At 64.8% G+C, this 16,787-nt stretch carries 12 protein-coding genes; 4 read left to right on the forward strand and 8 right to left on the reverse strand.

The genetic code is table 11. The features are described from left to right. Window positions 1-106: 106 nt before the first annotated feature. The 3 genes from ptsP to GYA95_RS00490 are packed head-to-tail and all read left to right on the forward strand — an operon-like array spanning window position 107 to window position 5,643. Window positions 107-2,959 (forward strand): phosphoenolpyruvate--protein phosphotransferase, encoded by a 2,853-nt coding sequence (gene ptsP, locus GYA95_RS00480; protein ID WP_015268977.1) that lies wholly within the window; start codon window positions 107-109, stop codon window positions 2,957-2,959. Beyond that, window positions 2,960-3,907, forward strand: coding sequence for a 1-phosphofructokinase (pfkB, locus tag GYA95_RS00485; protein WP_015268978.1), 948 nt, complete (start codon window positions 2,960-2,962; stop codon window positions 3,905-3,907). After that, window positions 3,904-5,643 carry a PTS fructose-like transporter subunit IIB gene (locus tag GYA95_RS00490; RefSeq protein WP_015268979.1) on the forward strand — a complete coding sequence of 580 codons (1,740 nt, stop codon included), beginning with the start codon at window positions 3,904-3,906 and terminating at the stop codon, window positions 5,641-5,643. Before pfkB ends, GYA95_RS00490 begins: the two co-directional genes overlap by 4 nt. 121 nt (window positions 5,644-5,764) lie before the next feature. Here GYA95_RS00490 and GYA95_RS00495 read toward each other — a convergent pair whose 3' ends face one another. Continuing rightward, window positions 5,765-5,986, reverse strand: a complete 222-nt coding sequence (locus GYA95_RS00495) for a DUF3820 family protein (RefSeq protein ID WP_015268980.1) — start codon at window positions 5,984-5,986, stop codon at window positions 5,765-5,767. A gap of 203 nt (window positions 5,987-6,189) precedes the next feature. On the opposite strand from GYA95_RS00495, the gene GYA95_RS00500 reads away from it, so the two are divergent. Continuing rightward, window positions 6,190-6,666, forward strand: coding sequence for a ferritin-like domain-containing protein (locus tag GYA95_RS00500; protein WP_013970965.1), 477 nt, complete (start codon window positions 6,190-6,192; stop codon window positions 6,664-6,666). Here the strand turns inward: GYA95_RS00500 and GYA95_RS00505 are convergent. From GYA95_RS00505 to GYA95_RS00535, 7 genes are all read right to left on the reverse strand, one after another. Next, complete coding sequence (locus GYA95_RS00505) at window positions 6,663-8,153, reverse strand: GGDEF domain-containing protein (RefSeq protein WP_015268981.1); 1,491 nt, start codon at window positions 8,151-8,153, stop codon at window positions 6,663-6,665. The genes GYA95_RS00500 and GYA95_RS00505 overlap by 4 nt on opposite strands. A gap of 222 nt (window positions 8,154-8,375) precedes the next feature. Continuing rightward, the gene (locus GYA95_RS00510; RefSeq protein WP_015268982.1) at window positions 8,376-9,710 is read right to left on the reverse strand and encodes an OprD family porin; all 1,335 of its coding nucleotides are present in this window, start codon (window positions 9,708-9,710) and stop codon (window positions 8,376-8,378) included. A gap of 205 nt (window positions 9,711-9,915) precedes the next feature. After that, window positions 9,916-10,140 carry a hypothetical protein gene (locus GYA95_RS00515; protein ID WP_015268983.1) on the reverse strand — a complete coding sequence of 75 codons (225 nt, stop codon included), beginning with the start codon at window positions 10,138-10,140 and terminating at the stop codon, window positions 9,916-9,918. 267 nt (window positions 10,141-10,407) lie between these two features. After that, complete coding sequence (locus tag GYA95_RS00520) at window positions 10,408-11,811, reverse strand: heavy metal sensor histidine kinase (protein WP_015268984.1); 1,404 nt, start codon at window positions 11,809-11,811, stop codon at window positions 10,408-10,410. Further along, window positions 11,786-12,460 (reverse strand): heavy metal response regulator transcription factor, encoded by a 675-nt coding sequence (locus GYA95_RS00525; RefSeq protein WP_015268985.1) that lies wholly within the window; start codon window positions 12,458-12,460, stop codon window positions 11,786-11,788. The genes GYA95_RS00520 and GYA95_RS00525 overlap by 26 nt, the downstream gene beginning before the upstream one ends. 9 nt (window positions 12,461-12,469) lie before the next feature. After that, window positions 12,470-15,562, reverse strand: a complete 3,093-nt coding sequence (locus GYA95_RS00530; protein ID WP_015268986.1) for a multidrug efflux RND transporter permease subunit — start codon at window positions 15,560-15,562, stop codon at window positions 12,470-12,472. Then, on the reverse strand, window positions 15,559-16,722 hold the full coding sequence (locus tag GYA95_RS00535; RefSeq protein WP_015268987.1) for an efflux RND transporter periplasmic adaptor subunit: 1,164 nt from the start codon (window positions 16,720-16,722) through the stop codon (window positions 15,559-15,561). Before GYA95_RS00535 ends, GYA95_RS00530 begins: the two co-directional genes overlap by 4 nt. Window positions 16,723-16,787 lie beyond the last annotated feature (65 nt).

The raw sequence follows: 16,787 nt of genomic DNA on the forward strand, positions 1-16,787 counted from the left end.
TTTTCTGCCTCGGCTGCCATCGGTGCAAGGCTGTTGAACTGGCCGTTCATGTGAATTCCACAACAATACTCCAGTACCCGACCGGGAACTGCAAAAGGAGAAGGTCATGCTCGAGCTCGCCAAGGAGCAGATAGCCATGGGCCAGAAGGCCGCCGACAAGGCCGAGGCATTGCGCCTGCTGGCCGACCGGCTGGTCGCTGACGGCCTGGTCGCCGAGGGATACCTGCAAGGGCTGCAGGCCCGAGAGGCACAAGGCTCCACCTTCCTTGGGCAGGGCATTGCCATCCCCCATGGCACGCCGCAGACCCGTGACCTGGTGTACGCCACCGGCGTGCGCCTGTTGCAGTTTCCCGAGGGCGTGGACTGGGGCGATGGCCAGATGGTCTATCTGGCTATCGGCATCGCTGCCCGTTCCGATGAGCACCTGCGCCTGTTGCAACTGCTGACCCGCGCCCTGGGCGAGACCGACCTGGCCGAAGCTCTGCGCCGCGCCGGTTCCGCGGAGGCGTTGCTGAAGCTGTTGCAGGGCGCGCCTCAGGAACTGGCGCTGGATGCGCAGTTGGTCGGCCTGAACCTGCCGGCCGAAGACTTCGATGAACTGGCCTGGCGCGGCGCCCGCCTGTTACAGCGCGCCGACTGCGTCGATAGCGGTTTTGCCGCCGTCCTGCAGCAGGCCGAACCGCTGCCGCTGGGCGAGGGCCTGTGGTGGCTGCACAGCGAGCGCCAGGTGCGCCAGCCGGGGCTGGCCTTCATCACCCCGCAGCAGCCGCTGCGTTACCGCGACCAACCGCTCAACGGCCTGTTCTGCCTGGCCAGCCTCGGTGCAGCCCACCAGGCCTTGCTCGAACGCCTGTGCGAAGTGCTGATCGAAGGCCGCGGGCAGATGCTCTACCAGGCCACCAGCAGCCGCGCGGTGCTGGAGGTGCTAGGCGGTGAGGCGCCGGCAGGCTGGCCCAGTGCGCGCGTGGTGCTGGCCAACCCGCACGGTTTGCATGCCCGCCCGGCAAAGGTATTGGCGCAACTGGCCAAAGGTTTCGATGGGGAAATCCGTGTGCGGCTGGCGGATAGCGCGCAGCCGGCGGTGTCGGTGAAGAGCCTGAGCAAGCTGCTCAGTCTCGGCGCCCGACGTGGCCAGACACTGGAACTGGTGGCTGAGCCCGGCATCGCCCCCGATGCCTTGCCGGTGCTGTTGGCCGCCATCGAACAAGGCCTGGGTGAAGAGGTGGAGCCACTGCCGCAGAGTGCTGAGGTTGTAGCTGGCGCAGCGGCCGAAGTGCTGCAAGCGCCCGCGGCCGGTAGCCGTATCCACGGCGTGGGTGCTGCGCCCGGCATTGCCTGTGGCCCGGCCCATGTGTGTGTCGAGCGTGAGTTCGACTACCCCCTGCGCGGTGAGTCCTGCGCCCAGGAGCGGCAGAAGCTGCGTGAAGCTGTGGCGACCGTGAATGGCGAGCTGCAGGCCTTGGTCCAGCGCAGCGACAAGGCCATTGGCGAAATCTTCGTCACCCATCAGGAAATGCTCGCAGACCCGGCCCTGAGCGACGATGTCGAGCAGCGCCTGGGCCAGGGCGAAAGCGCCGCGGCAGCATGGATGGCAGTGATCGAGGCGGCGGCGCGTCAACAGGAGTCGCTGCACGATGCCTTGCTCGCCGAACGTGCTGCCGACCTGCGTGACATCGGCCGCCGCGTGCTGGCGCAGTTGTGTGGCGTGCAGGCCCAGGCTGAACCCGAGCAACCCTACGTGCTGGTAATGACCGAAGTCGGCCCGTCCGATGTCGCCCGGCTGGACCCGAGCCGCGTCGCCGGTATCGTCACCGCTCAGGGTGGCGCCACCGCCCACAGTGCCATCGTCGCCCGTGCCTTGGGTATTCCGGCGGTTGTGGGCGCGGGGGCGTCGATACTGCTGTTGGACAGCGGCACGCCGTTGCTGCTCGATGGCCAGCGTGGCGTGGTCAGCGTGGCGCCGCCGGCGGATGAACTGCAAAAGGCCCTGGCCGAGCGCGACCTGCGCGAGCAACGCTTGCAGGCCGCCTGGGCCAACCGCTTCGAGCCGGCGGTCACTCGCGATGGTCACGCTGTCGAGGTGTTTGCCAACATCGGCGAGAGCAACGGCATCGCCAAGGTAGTGGAGCAGGGCGCCGAAGGCGTGGGCCTGCTGCGCACCGAGTTGATTTTCATGGCCCACACCCAGGCCCCGGACGTGGCGACCCAGGAAGCCGAGTACCGCCGCGTGCTCGATGGCCTCGACGGGCGCCCGCTGGTGGTGCGCACCCTCGATGTTGGTGGCGACAAGCCGCTGCCGTACTGGCCGATCGCTGCCGAGGAAAACCCGTTCCTCGGTGTGCGCGGCGTACGCCTTACCCTGCAGCGCCCGCAGGTGATGGAAGACCAGTTGCGCGCCTTGCTGCGCGCTGCCGACCAGCGCCCGCTGCGCATCATGTTCCCGATGGTCGGGCAGGTGCATGAATGGCGCGAGGCGCGCGCCATGGTCGAGCGCCTGCGCGCCGAGATCCCGGTAGCCGACCTGCAACTGGGTATCATGGTCGAAGTGCCCTCGGCAGCGCTGTTGGCACCACAACTGGCGCGCGAAGTGGACTTTTTCAGCATCGGCACCAACGACCTGACCCAGTACACCTTGGCCATCGACCGTGGTCACCCCAGTCTCTCGGCCCAGGCCGACGGCCTGCACCCGGCGGTGCTCAGCCTGATCGACATGACCGTGCGCGCCGCCCATGCCCATGGCAAGTGGGTGGGCGTGTGCGGCGAGCTGGCGGCCGACCCGCAGGCAGTGGCCGTGCTGCTGGGCCTGGACGTGGACGAACTCAGCGTCGCCGCGCGCAGCATTGCCGAAGTCAAGGCCCTGGTTCGCCAGGCCGATCACCAGACGGCCCGCGCCCTGGCGCGCGAGGCCCTGCAACAGGACAGCGCCGCAGCGGTTCGCGCGCTGGTGGAGCGTTACTGAATGGCCAAGATCCTCACCCTCACCCTGAACCCTGCGCTGGATATCACCATCGGCCTGGGTACCCTGCGCCCAGGGCAGGTCAATCGCAGCCAGGAGCAGCACAGCCACGCCGCAGGCAAGGGGCTGAACGTTGCCCAGGTACTGGCCGACCTGGGCCACACCGTCACTGTTGGCGGCTTCCTCGGGCGTGACAACCTGCAGCCTTTCGAGGCGCTGATCGACTGGCGCGGCTTCGTCGACTGCTTTGTCCGCGTGCCGGGCGAAACCCGCAGTAATATCAAGCTGGTCGAAGCCGATGGCCGTGTCACCGACATCAACGGCCAAGGCCCGGAAGTCGACGAAGCGGCGCGCAGTGCATTGCTGCGCTGCCTGGCGCAGGTTGCCCCGGGCCACGATGCGGTGGTGGTGGCTGGTAGCCTGCCGCGTGGGATCAGCGCCGACTGGTTCCGACAGTTGCTCGAACAGCTCAAGGCGCAAGGCCTGAAGGTGGCCCTGGACAGCAGCGGCGAAGCCCTGCGTGCCGGCCTGCAGAGCTCGCCCTGGCTGGTCAAGCCTAATACCGAAGAGTTGGGCGAGGTGCTCGGCCTGGCTGTGGATAACCCGGCGCAGCAGCGCGCTGCTGCCGAGCGCCTGCTGGCCAGTGGCGTCGAACACGTGGTGGTGTCGGCGGGAGAGCAGGGCGTCAGCTGGTTCACCCACGGCCATGCCGTACATGCTTGCCCGCCCAAGGTGCAGGTTGCCAGCACAGTGGGTGCAGGTGATTCGCTGGTGGCCGGCATGGTCCACGGCCTGCTGCAGGGCGAAGCCCCGGCGCAGACCTTGACCCGTGCAACCGCCATCGCTGCACAGGCTGTTACCCAGGTTGGTTTCGGCATCCTTGACCGCGAGCAACTGGCGCGTCTGGAAGCTGCCGTGCAACTGAAAGAACAAAAAGAGGGTTGCCGATGAACATTGCCATTGTCACTGCCTGCCCCAACGGCCAGGTATCAAGCGTGCTGAGCGCGCGCTTGCTGTCCGCCGCAGCCCAGCGGCGAGGCTGGAGTACCAGCGTCGAAGTGCAGGATGCCGGCCACCCCGAGCGGCAACTGAGCGCCACGCAGATCGCCGAGGCCGACTGGGTGCTGGTGGTCAGCACCGGCCCGGTGGACCTGGAGCGTTTCGTCGGCAAGCGCGTGTACCAGAGCACGCCATCCCAGGCTTTGGCCGACCGCGAAGGCTTCCTCGATGAGGCGGCTTCCAACGCCCGTCTGCTGGCCACGGTGCCAGGACTTCCGGCTGAAACTGGCAGCGCTGGCGCACGCATCGTCGCCGTCACGGCTTGCCCGACTGGCGTCGCGCATACATTCATGGCCGCGGAAGCCTTGCAGCAGGCTGCGCAGCAACTGGGCTACGAGCTCACCGTCGAGACCCAGGGCTCGGTCGGTGCGCGCAACCCCTTGTCTGCCGAAGCCATCGCTGCAGCGGATGTAGTGCTGCTGGCCGCCGACATCGAAGTGCCCACCGCGCGTTTCGCTGGCAAGCGCATTTACCGTTGTGGCACCGGTATCGCCCTCAAGCAGGCCCGCGCGACCCTCGACAAGGCCCTGGCTGATGCCAAGGTGGAAAACAGCGGCGATGCCGCAGCGGCGAGCACGCCAGCCAAGGGCGAGAAGAGCGGGGTATACAAGCACCTGCTCACTGGCGTGTCGTTCATGCTGCCGATGGTGGTGGCTGGCGGCCTGCTGATTGCCCTGTCGTTCGTATTCGGTATCGAGGCTTACAAAGAAGCGGGCACCTTGCCGGCGGCGTTGATGCAGATCGGTGGCGAGGCTGCGTTCAAGTTGATGGTGCCGCTGCTGGCGGGCTACATCGCCTGGTCCATCGCCGACCGCCCGGGGCTGGCGCCCGGCATGATCGGCGGCCTGCTGGCCAGCACCCTGGGCGCCGGTTTCATCGGTGGTATCGTCGCCGGCTTCCTCGCCGGCTACAGCGCCAAGGCCATTGCCCGCTGGGCGCGCCTGCCCAGCAGCCTGGAGGCACTCAAGCCGATCCTGATCATCCCGCTGCTGGCCAGCCTGTTCACCGGCCTGGTGATGATCTACGTGGTCGGCCAGCCGGTGGCGGCGATGCTGGAAGGGCTCACGCATTTTCTCGACAGCATGGGCACCACCAATGCCATCCTCTTGGGCCTGTTGCTGGGCGGCATGATGTGCGTCGATCTGGGAGGGCCGATCAACAAGGCCGCCTATGCCTTCTCGGTGGGGCTGTTGGCCTCGTCGAGCTATGCACCGATGGCAGCGACCATGGCCGCCGGCATGGTGCCGCCGATTGGCCTGGGTATCGCCAGCTTCCTGGCCCGACGCAAGTTTGCCCAGAGCGAGCGTGAAGCGGGCAAGGCGGCCCTGGCGCTGGGGCTGTGCTTCATATCCGAAGGGGCGATCCCGTTTGCCGCCAAGGACCCGCTGCGGGTGATCCCGGCCAGCGTGGCCGGCGGGGCATTGACCGGGGCATTGTCGATGTACTTCGGCTGCAAGCTGATGGCGCCGCACGGCGGCCTGTTCGTGTTGCTGATACCCAATGCGATCAACCATGCGCTGCTGTACTTGTTGGCGATCGTGGCGGGCAGCCTGCTGACGGCGGTGGTGTATGCGGTGATCAAGAAGAGCGAGCGGGTGGAGTTGGCGGTAGCGCCGGTGAAGGGTTAGAGATTTCAGCGGGCCTTACTGGCCTCTTCGCGGGCACGCCCGCTCCCACAGGGTCACTGCAAGCTTCAGGATCATGCAGTAACTGTGGGAGCGGGCGTGCCCGCGAAGAGGCCGGAACAGGTCAACGCCCGTGCTTCTGCCGCAACGGCACAAGCAGATCGCCCAGCCCATTGTGATCGATCTCGTGCATCAGCGCCAGCAACCCACCCAATTCCCCCGCCGGGAAACCCTTGCGCGCAAACCAGGCCAGGTAATCCCCTGGCAAGTCGGCAATGATTCGTCCCTGGTACTTGCCAAACGGCATGGTGCGGGTGACCAGCAGTTCGAGGGTTTCCGGCTTCATCATCGGCGCACCTGGCTGTTGAAAAGCGCCGACCATACTGCAATCTGCACGAAGGCCCAAGCGGCAATCATGCAGAACGCCGTGATCAAGCTCAGACCTTCTGTTTTTATATTGTTGATTTTTAAGGACTTTATAGATAGTCCTCGCTTGGCACGAACGCTGCTCCCTTACAGATGACTATCACCTGCCAAGGAGTTTGTGCCATGAGCAATCCCAACAAAGACGTGATCGACGTGCTCAACGACCTGATCGAGTACAGCAAGGATGGTGAGAAAGGTTTCAAGGCCTCGGCCGATGATGTGAAGAACCCCGAACTTAAAGCGTTCTTCGTTCAACGTGCCGGTGAGTGCGCCAATGCCGCCGGCGAACTGCAGAGCGAAGTGCGTCGCCTGGGGGGCGACCCGGAAACCTCCACCAGCATCAGCGGTGACCTGCATCGGGGTTGGGTAAACCTCAAGGCAATGGTCACCGGCAAGGATGAGGAAGCGGTGCTGAACGAGGTGGAGCGGGGCGAGGACCATGCCCTCAAGGCCTACAAGGAAGCTCGCGAGAAACTGGTCAAGCTGGGCCGCACCGCCAGCGACCAGACCTACACCTTGGTGGAAAAACAGCTGCAAGGTGTGCAGCGTAACCATGATCAGGTCAGAGCCTTGCGCAACGCCGCGCGCGCCCGCAGCTAGTCCGCAGGCCCCTCTACCCGGTTGCGGCCTTTGGCCTTGGCCCGGTAGAGCGCTTCATCGGCAGCACCCAGCACCCTCGCCAGGTCGTGCTGGGTGCCTGACAGGCCAATGCCGATGCTCACCGTGACAGAGTGGGCATCGTCGGCAAACGGTGCCAGCGCCTCGACGCTGGCGCGGATGCGCTCCGCCAGCAGTTGCGCACCGGCCAGGTCAGTTTCCGGCAACACCACCTGGAATTCTTCACCCCCATAGCGCGCCGCCAGATCGGCCGGGCGCCGGATGCACGCCTCGATGGTCCTGGCCACTTCGCGCAAGGCATGGTCGCCACCGGCGTGGCCGTGGCGCTGGTTGAATGCCTTGAAGTGATCCACATCCACCATCAGCACTGCCAATGACTTGCGATTGCGCTGGGCGCGGGCCCATTCCTGACGGAGTACCTGGTCCAGGTGGCGGCGGTTGGGCAAGCCGGTCAGGCTGTCGGTGGCGGCCAGGTTGGCCAGACCCTGTTCGGCCTCTTGCCGGCGGCGCAACTCGCGGCCCAGCAGCAGGGTCAGCCAGAGGATACCCACACACAGTACCCCTGTGGCGACGCCGACCACGATCGCAGTGCGGCGCCACGACTCGAAAACTTCATCGGCCGAACGCACGACCAGCACGATCAGCGGCAACTGAGCGACCCGGGCAAAGGTGTACATGCGCGGGGTGCCGTTGCGGCTGGAGCGTGCGGTAAAGCTGCCGTTCTGCTCGCTGAGAATGCGTTTGAAATTGGGCCGTTCGGCATAATTGCTGCCAATCGCCGGGTCTTGCGCGCGGCTGGGCTGGCGGGCCAACAGTTGGCCGTCTGTGTTGAGCAGGTTGATGCTGCTATCGTCGCCGATGTCCAGGCGCTGGAACAGGTCACTGAAGTACGACAGGCGCAGTGCCCCCGCGGCCAGGCCGACGAACTCGCCATTGGGCCCGGAAATGCGCCGGCTGAAACTGATGCACCAGTCCAGGTCGCCGAGCCTGGCCTTGAACGGCGGGCCGACCAGCAGGCCGAGGTTGGCGTTGTGCAGATGGGCCTGGAATACCCCTGTACCGCTGAAGTTGGCCTTGCGTGGCACGCTGCTGGTGGAATCGCCCACCACGTTGCCTTGCTTGTCCAGCCACAGCACGTCACCGCGCTTGCGGTCGACGAAGGCTTCATTGAATAGCAGGCGTTGGCGCACCGGGCCGGGTATTTCCGGCAGCTCCTTGCGCCCGACCGCCCAGATCAGGCCCTGCAGCGACTGGTCGTAGAGTTCGACGTTGCGCAGGATGTCGCTTTCGATCAGCTGGACAATATTGTTGGACGAGCGGATCGCCGACAGCTCGATATTGTCGCGCTCCCGCGCCAGCAGGTAGCTGACGATGGCCACGATGGCGAGCACGGCAAGGCAACTGCCCAGGTTGAGGAGCAGCTCGGGGTGTGACCTGTAGAGTGCGAAACGCGGTGATCGGGAGGTCATGCTCGCTACTGCGTGGGCAGGGCCATTCGCGGCGGCGACATTCTAGGGAAGCGGGGATTGTCGGACAAGATTTGTCCGACGGAATCACGCAGGGGCTGCTGCGCAGCCCATCGCCGGCAAGCCAGCTCCCACAAGTACCGCACAAGCTTGAGGTCAATGCGGTCAAGGTGGGAGCTGGCTTGCCGGCGAAACGAGGGCGAAGCCCTCGCACCCGGGTCTGGATCAGAACACGTTCAATGGGTAATCCACGATCACCCGCAGTTCATCGTTGTCGCTGTTGCTGTCGATCGACGCATAACCCTGGCTGCCACGGTGGGTGGCATAGCGCACCAGCACCGACAGGTCCTTGAGGTCTCCTTCCTGGAACACGTACTTCACGTCCACGTCGCGTTCCCAGTGCATGGCGTTCTTGCCATCGGCACGGTAGTAGTCGTAGTGGGTAGTGTCCTGGGTGGCCTTGGTCAGGTCGGCTTCACCGCGCGAGTACGACAGCACCGTACTCAGGCCAGGGATGCCCACACCAGCGAAGTCATAGTTGTACTGCAGCTTCCACGAGCGCTCGTTCGGTGCGTTGAAGTCCGAGTACATGCGCGAGTTGTCCAGGTAGACGCTGTCGCCCAGGTTGATGTAGTCGAACGGCGTGTTGCCATTGACCCGCTGATAGGCGGCGGTGACGCTGTGGAACCCGGCGTTGACGGTGAAATGCACGCTGTAGGTGTTGTTGTCGATCTTGCCCAGCAGTGCCTGGCCGGTGTCCTGAGTGTGATAGAAGTGCACGCCCGGGTTCAGGCTGACGAGATCGTTGACCACATAGGTGTAGTCGAAATCGGCGTAGTACTGGTTCCAGATGTCCTTCAGTTCGGCTGCATACAGGTTGGCAGTGATGTTCGGGGTGCCACTCCACGACGCGCCGGCCCAGTTCAGGTGCTTGCTTTTGTCATGCTCGCCCAACGAACCGTAGTAGGTGTCGATGCGGCGGTGGCCGCTCTGGTTGTACGGCTTGGTGAAGCTCACCTGGCCGCCTTCGAGCAGCAGGCCGTCGATGCTGGTGTTGGTCAGGCTCACACCACGGAAGGTCTGCGGCAGCATGCGGGTTTCGCCGCCAGCAATCACCGGGTTGGTGAGGAACAGGTCACCGGCTTTCAGCTCGGTGTCTAACGCCTTGAGCTTGACCGCGGCACCGGCGGTGGAGAACGAGTGCGGGGCAGCACCCAGTTCGTCTTCGTTCTTCTGGTGGGTCGGCAGGATGCTGGTGCCAGCATGGCCGCCGCCCCCATCGAGCTTCAGACCCAGCATGGCATGGGCGTCCAGGCCAAAGCCGACCACACCCGGGGTGTAGCCCGACTCGAAACGTGCAACCGCACCTTGGCCCCACTCGCGGGTGTCGCGCACTCCGGCGTTGTGGTTATCGCGGTTGAAGTAGGCATTACGGAAATGCAGGTTGAAGGACGAGCCTTCGATGAAGCCATCAGCCTTGTCTTCATCTGCCTGGGCGGCGAAAGGGATCGTTGCAGTCAACGCAATGAACAGCGGGGTAAAACGAAACGCGGAAGGCACCGGTACTAGCTCCTTGGGTCTGGCGGTGGGGCAGTTTTTATTTTCGAATGTGCGTCTTTTTTATAGGTGAACGTTACAGCTTGGCTGATAGTTGAAGCACATAAAAAAAGCCGCTGATCGGCAGCGGCTTTAAAAGGCTAACATATCGGCACTGGTAGTGCCCATGGCGTAGCCAAGGGAAAACGGGAGCAGCGACAGCACTTGATCAGCTGTCGGCATTGGCATCGACAGAGTTCTTGGAAGCTGTCTGGTTAGCGTCTTTTGCGGTGTCTACCTGCTGTGCGGCTACGGCTTCGCGGGCCTCTTGGTGGACTGCGGCGAACTCAGCATTACGGGTGACGAACGCCTTGGATTCTTCAGCCATGGCCAGGGGCGACAACAACAGGGAAGACAGGACGAAGACGCTGGCAATACCCATACTGTTGGACATTTGAAACTACCTTCTTGCGGTGCAAGTGCTAATGAGGACGGGGGTAAAGTTAGTCCTTTCAATGCACTTGAAACAGAGCGAAGAGCGATAAGCACTGTTGCGCAAAAGGTAACTATCGCAGTAAAAGCAATTGGACTTTCGCCGCAAACCCGCAGCCTAGAGCACTTCCGCGCTTCTTTGTAGGAGCAGCCTTGTGCTGCGAAAGGGCCAGTGAAGGCATTAGAGGATATTGGGATCTACCGGCCCTTTCGCAGCGCAAGGCTGCTCCTACACGGGCGGGGTAGGCCTTGAGGTTGGTAACTGGATACCAAAGGTATTGGCCCCCGCGGCACTACGCACGAATACCTCCCCACCATGCATCAGCGCAATCGCCTTGACGATCGCCAACCCCAACCCATGGTTACCCCCACCACTATTGCTACGTGCCGCATCCACCCGGTAGAAGCGTTCGAACAACAACGGCAGGTGCTCATCGTCGATCGCCGGCCCCGGGTTGCTCACGGCGATACTGACCTGCTCCGGCCCGGCAGCGATCTGCACCTCGATCACCTGGTGCGGTGCGGTGTGCTGCACGGCGTTGTTCAGCAGGTTGATCAGCGCCCGGCGCAGCTGGGCCTTTTCGATGGGCGCCTGGGCGTCACCGCTCACACTCACGCTGACTTGCGCATCTTCGAGAATGTAGTCCAGGTAGTCCAGGGTGGTCGCCACTTCCTGGGCCAGCGAGGCCTGGGTCAGGGCAGTGGCCTTGCTGCCCTGGTCGGCACTGGCCAGGAACAGCATGTCGTTGATGATGCTGCGCAGGCGCTCCAGCTCCTCAAGGTTCGATTGCAGCACTTCGAAATAATGCTCGGCGCTGCGCCCTCGGGTCAGTGCAACCTGGGTCTGGCCGATCAGGTTGGTCAGCGGCGAGCGCAGTTCGTGGGCGACGTCGGCATTGAACGCCTCCAGCCGCGAGTAGGCCTGGCTTACCCGGTCCAGTGCGGCATTGAAGGCACCTGCAAACTGTGCAAGCTCCGGGGCCAGGGCGTGGGTCTGCAGGCGCCCGTCCAGGCGCGGTGGGGCCAGGGCCTGGGCCTCAACGGACAACGCCAACAGTGGGCGCAGGCCGATGCGCGCCACCCAGTAGCCCAGCAGCGAGGCCAGCAGCACGCCGAGCACCGCCAGCCCGACAATCGCCACCAGCAGGCTATGTTGCGCCTGCCAGAATGTTTCGGTGTCGATGCCGATCAGAAAGCGCAGCGGCGGCCGCTCGCCCAGTGCCGGTAGTTCGCTGACCAGCACCTTGTAAGGGTAGGGCCGGTCAGGCAGGCGCAGGTCGCGCATGCCCTGCGCGCCTTCGGCGAAGGCGCGGACCAGCTCGCTGGGGTGGCCGTATTCGTAGGCCGGATTGCTACTGACCACCCAGAAGCGAATGCGCTTGTCCTCTTCACTTAGCAGGTTGAGCTTGTTGTTGATCTTGACCCAGTGCTCCGGTGTGCCGAAGCGGTTGAGGGTGGACTCGAGCACACTGAAGCGCGCGTCCAGCTCGGCTTGCGGCAGCAGGTCGAGGCTGCGGTCTACCTGGCGGTACAGCGCCGAACCGATCAGCAGGAACACGCCCAGCGCCACCAGGATGAACAGCGCCGACAGGCGCAGCGCGATGGAATTACCCCGCACGGCTTTCCAGGACATAGCCCATGCCTCGGATGGTGTGCAGCAACTTGTTGTCGAAAGGCCCGTCGAGCTTGGCGCGCAGGCGCTTGATCGCCACTTCGACGACGTTGGCATCGCTGTCGAAATTGATGTCCCAGACCAGCTCTGCAATCGCTGTCTTTGACAGAATTTCGCCCTGGCGGCGGGCTAGCACGCTGAGCAGCGAGAACTCCTTGGCCGTCAGCTCAAGGCGTTGGCCGGCGCGGGTGGCCTTGCGCGCCATCAGGTCGATCCACAGGTCACCTACCTGCACCTGCAGCGGTTCATGATTGCTGCTACGGCGTGTCAGGGCTTGCAGGCGGGCGACCAGTTCGAGGAAGGAAAACGGCTTGCCCAAGTAGTCGTCGGCGCCCTCGCGCAGGCCATGGATACGGTCTTCGACCCTTTCACGGGCGGTCAGCATGATGACCGGCGTCTGCTTGCGTGCGCGCAGGGCGCGCAGCACGCCATAGCCGTCCATGCCCGGCAGCATCACGTCCAGCACGATCACCGCGTAGTCACCTTCCAGGGCCAGGTGCAGGCCCTCGATGCCGTCCCGCGCCAGGTCGACGGTAAACCCCTGCTCGCTGAGGCCGCGATGCAGGTAGTCGGCGGTTTTTTCTTCGTCTTCGATGATCAGCACACGCATGGTCTTGTCCTAACTGGCACTGGGCGCCGCCGCACGGGCGGCCTGGCGGCGGTGGAACAGGCGCTCCAGGGCCAAGTATATGACCGGGGTGGTGAACAGCGTCAGCGCCTGGCTCACCAGCAGGCCACCAACCACGGCGATGCCCAGTGGCTGGCGCAGTTCGGAACCGGTGCCGAAGCCGAACATCAGCGGCACCGCGCCGAGCAAGGCGGCCAGGGTGGTCATGATGATCGGCCGGAAGCGCGTCAGGCAGGCCTGGTGGATCGCCTGCTCCGGGGTCAAGCCCTGGCGGCGTTGGGCCTCCAGGGCGAAGTCGATCAGCAGGATGCCGTTTTTCTTGACGATACCGATCAGAAGCACCACGCCGATCAGCCCCATGATGCTGAAGTCCTGGCCCAAGGCCCACAACAGGATCAGCGCGCCGAGGCCGGCCGAGGGCAGGGTGGAGATGATCGTCAGCGGGTGGACGAAGCTTTCGTACAGCACGCCGAGGATGATGTACACCGCCACCAGCGCTGCCAGGATCAGCCACGGCTGGCTCGACAGCGAACTCTGGAAGGCCTGGGCCGCGCCCTGGAAGTTGCCGCTGATGGAGTCGGGCATGCCGAGCTCGCGCTGGGTGCGCTCGAGGATGGTCACCGCATCGCCCAGGGCCACGCCCGGGGCCAGGTTGAACGACAGGTTGGCCGCCGGGAACAGGCCATCGTGGCTGATCGACAGCGGCCCGGTGCTGGGCGGCGCTACATGGGCTACTGCCGACAGCGGCACCATCTCGTTGGTCAGCGGCGAGCGCAGGTAGAAGTAGTTGAGGCTTTCGGCCTTGCCGCGCTGGCGGGCATCCAGTTCGAGGATCACCTTGTACTGGTTGGTCTCGGTCTGGAATTCACTGATCTGCCGCTGGCCGAAGGCGTCGTACAACGCCTGGTCGACGTCGGTGGTGGTCAGGCCGAAACGTGCCGCGGCCTGGCGGTCGATATCGATGCGGGTGACGCTGGCGCCCAGTTGCAGGTCGTTGGACAGGTCGCGGAACGCCGGGTTTTCCCGCAGGCGCTCGGTCAGGCGCTGGGTCCACAGGTTCAGTGCCATGCCGTCGTTGCTCTTGAGCACGTACTGGTACTGGGTACGCGACGGGCCGGAGCTAAGGTTGATGTCCTGGCCTGCACGCATGTACAGGACGATGCCTGGCACCTGGGCCAGTTTGGGCCGCAGCCGGTCGATCAGTTCGCTGGCCGACACATCGCGTTCGCCACGGGGCTTGAGGGCGATCCAGAAGCGGCCGTTGGCGATGGTCTGGTTGCTGCCGGTGACGCCCACCGAGTGGGAGAACGCGCGCACCGCCGGGTCGGCCTCGATGATTTTGGCCAGCGCCTTGTGCTTCTCGATCATCGACGGGTACGACACATCCGCCGCCGCCTCGCTGGTGCCAAGGATGAAGCCGGTGTCCTGCAGCGGGAAAAAGCCCTTTGGAATACCCACGTAACCGGCCACCGCCAGGGCCAGGGTCAGGCCAAACACGCCGAGCGTCAGACGCTGGTGGGCGAGGGCGCGGTCCAGGCCCTTTTCGTACCACCTGACCAGCCGATCGCCGAAGCCGCCCTTGTGCTCTCCGGGCGGGCGGCGCATGAACAGTGCGCACAGGGTTGGCGCCAGGGTCAGCGAAACCACCACCGAAATCAGGATGGTGGCAGTGGCGGTAAGGGCGAACTCCTTGAACAGCCGGCCGACCACGCCGCCCATGAACAGCAGCGGGATGAACGCGGCGATCAGCGAGAAACTGATCGACACCACGGTGAAGCCGATTTCCCCGGCGCCCTTGAGCGCTGCCGTGCGGCTGTCGTCGCCGGCCTCCAGGTGACGGTGGATGTTCTCCACCACGACGATGGCATCGTCGACTACGAAGCCCACCGAGATGACGATGGCCACCAGGGTCAGGTTGTTCAGGCTGAAGCCGAAGATGTACATCAGCGCGCAACTGGCGATCAGCGATACGCCAAGCACGCTGGACACCACCATGGTCGCCGACCACTGGCGCAGGAACAGCGCCATCACCCCGATCACCAAGGCCACGGCGATCATCAGGGTCAGCTCCACTTCATGCAGCGAGGCACGGATGGTCTGGGTGCGGTCCTGCAGCACCGACACTTCGACCGAGGCTGGCAGCATCTCCTGCAGCTTGGGCAGGGCAGCCAGTACCCGGTCCACGGTATCGACGATGTTGGCGCCAGGCTGGCGGAAAATCACCAGGTTCAACCCGGGCTGGTCGCCGGACCAGGCTTTGACGTAGGCGTTCTCGGCGCCATTGATCACCTTTGCCACGTCCCTCAGGAGCACTGGTGCACCGTCACGGTAGGAGACGATCAGCTGGGCGTAGTCGTCGGGATGGAACAACTGGTCGTTGGCGGCGATGGTCGAAACGCTGTGCTCGCCGTACAGCGCGCCCTTGGCCAGGTTCAGGCTGGTCTGCTGGATGGCCTGGCGCAGGTCGGCCAGGGTCAGGCCGATGGCGGCCAGTTTCTCGGGTTGCGCCTGCACGCGGATCGCCGGGCGCAGTTGCCCGGTGATGTTGATCAGGCCGACCCCGTCGATCTGGCTCAGCTGGCGCGCGAGCAGGGTTTCGGCGTAGTCGCTGAGGTCGTTGCCAGGCATCTGGCTGGAGCTGACCGTCAGCACCAGCACCGGGCTGTCGGCCGGGTTGACCTTGCGCCAGGTCGGCGGGTTGGGCAGGTCTTGCGGCAAGCGCGCGGTGGCGGTGTTGATGGCCGCCTGCACTTCCTGGGCGGCGGTGTCGATGTTCTTGTCGAGCGTGAATTGCAGGATCAGGTTGGTCGAGCCCAGTGCGCTGCTGCTGGTCATCTGGGTCATGCCGGGGATGGCGCTGAACTGCACTTCCAGCGGCGTGGCCACCGACGAGGCCATGGTTTCCGGGCTGGCGCCGGGCAGCTGGGCGGTGACCTGGATGGTCGGGAAGTCGGCTTCCGGCAGTGGTGCCACCGGCAGGCGCGGGAAGGCGATGGCCCCCAGCAGCACCAAGGCGAAGGTCAGCAGCAGGGTGGCGATGGGGTGGTCGATGCACCAGGCCGAAACACCGTTGCGCGTGTTCATGGCTGGCTCCGGCGGTCGGCCATTTCCGACGGCGCGGGGGCGTCGGGGGCCACCTCGACCCGCGAACCGGGCTTGAGCCGCGACTGGCCATCGAGCACCAGGCGCTCGCCCGGCTTGACCCCGGCAATGATGTTCAGCCCGCTGTCCTGGTACAGCACCTTGACCGGCACACTGGTGACCTTGTCACCGTCCAGGCGGTAGACAAAGTGCCCGTCGACGCCGCGCTGTACCACAGGCGGCGGTACCACCAGGGCGTTTTCTTCCACGGCGGTGCGCAGGCGGATGGTGACCAGCTGGCCCGGCCACAGGCGGCCGTCCTTGTTGTCGAACTCGGCTTTTACCCGCACGGTGCCGGTGGTGGCGGAGATCTGATTGTCGATCAGTGCCAGGTGGCCTTCACCGAGCAGGCTGCGTTCGCCGTCGGCATCCATGTAGGCCTGCACCAGTGCCGGGGTGGGCGCCTTGAGCAGGCTTTGCAGGGTTGGCAGCATTTGCTGCGGCAGGGCGAATTCGACGGCGATCGGGTCGATCTGGGTGACGCTGAACAGGCTGCGGGTATCGCTGGTGCGCACCAGGTTGCCGGGGTCGACGTTGCGAATACCCACCCGGCCGGTCACTGGCGAGCGGATCTGCGTGTACGACAGCTGCACCTCGGCATTGGCGATGGCCGCCTGGTTGCCCTTGACCGTGGCTTGCAGGCGGTTGACCAGGGCCTGCTGCTGGTCGAGGGTCTGCTTCGAAACGCCGTTGTCGGTACTCAGCAGGCGGTAGCGCTGCAGGTCGACGTTGGCTACCTGGATCTGCGCCTGGCTCTGGCCAAGTTCAGCACGGGCCTGGTCGAGGTTGGCGCGGATGGCGCGGTCGTCGAGGGTGGCCAGCAGGTCACCTTCCTTCACCCACTGGCCTTCCTTGACCAGCACCTGGGTCAGTACACCCTCCACTTGCGGGCGCACCTCGACGCTGTGCAGCGACAGCACCGAGCCGATGGCGCTGGCATAGCGCGGCACGTTCTGCTGGACGACGCTGACCACGCGCACCGGGATGGCGGTTTGCGCGCGGGTGGCAGGTGCTGGCTGGCGCTGGCCGAACCAGAGGCCCGCTACCGCCAGGACCATGAGCGCCAGGGCGGCGAGGATGACAGGGCGGGACGGACGTCGCATCGGTGCGGGCACCTTGGCCATAGGGGAGGGAAGTGGCTGTATTCAATCTTATAGCCCCCCGAACC

The organism is Pseudomonas asiatica, assembly GCF_009932335.1.
Taxonomy (GTDB): Bacteria; Pseudomonadota; Gammaproteobacteria; order Pseudomonadales; family Pseudomonadaceae; genus Aquipseudomonas; species Aquipseudomonas asiatica.

Bases quoted from the DNA above. Each gene is read 5' to 3' on its own strand.
- GYA95_RS00515 (WP_015268983.1), bottom strand. From the start codon at position 10,140: ATGTCCAACAGTATGGGTATTGCCAGCGTCTTCGTCCTGTCTTCCCTG.
- ptsP (WP_015268977.1), top strand. From the start codon at position 107: ATGCTCGAGCTCGCCAAGGAGCAGATAGCCATGGGCCAGAAGGCCGCC.
- GYA95_RS00490 (WP_015268979.1), top strand. From the start codon at position 3,904: ATGAACATTGCCATTGTCACTGCCTGCCCCAACGGCCAGGTATCAAGC.
- GYA95_RS00520 (WP_015268984.1), bottom strand. From the start codon at position 11,811: ATGTCCTGGAAAGCCGTGCGGGGTAATTCCATCGCGCTGCGCCTGTCG.
- GYA95_RS00495 (WP_015268980.1), bottom strand. From the start codon at position 5,986: ATGAAGCCGGAAACCCTCGAACTGCTGGTCACCCGCACCATGCCGTTT.
- GYA95_RS00535 (WP_015268987.1), bottom strand. From the start codon at position 16,722: ATGCGACGTCCGTCCCGCCCTGTCATCCTCGCCGCCCTGGCGCTCATG.
- GYA95_RS00505 (WP_015268981.1), bottom strand. From the start codon at position 8,153: ATGACCTCCCGATCACCGCGTTTCGCACTCTACAGGTCACACCCCGAG.
- GYA95_RS00525 (WP_015268985.1), bottom strand. From the start codon at position 12,460: ATGCGTGTGCTGATCATCGAAGACGAAGAAAAAACCGCCGACTACCTG.
- GYA95_RS00530 (WP_015268986.1), bottom strand. From the start codon at position 15,562: ATGAACACGCGCAACGGTGTTTCGGCCTGGTGCATCGACCACCCCATC.
- pfkB (WP_015268978.1), top strand. From the start codon at position 2,960: ATGGCCAAGATCCTCACCCTCACCCTGAACCCTGCGCTGGATATCACC.
- GYA95_RS00500 (WP_013970965.1), top strand. From the start codon at position 6,190: ATGAGCAATCCCAACAAAGACGTGATCGACGTGCTCAACGACCTGATC.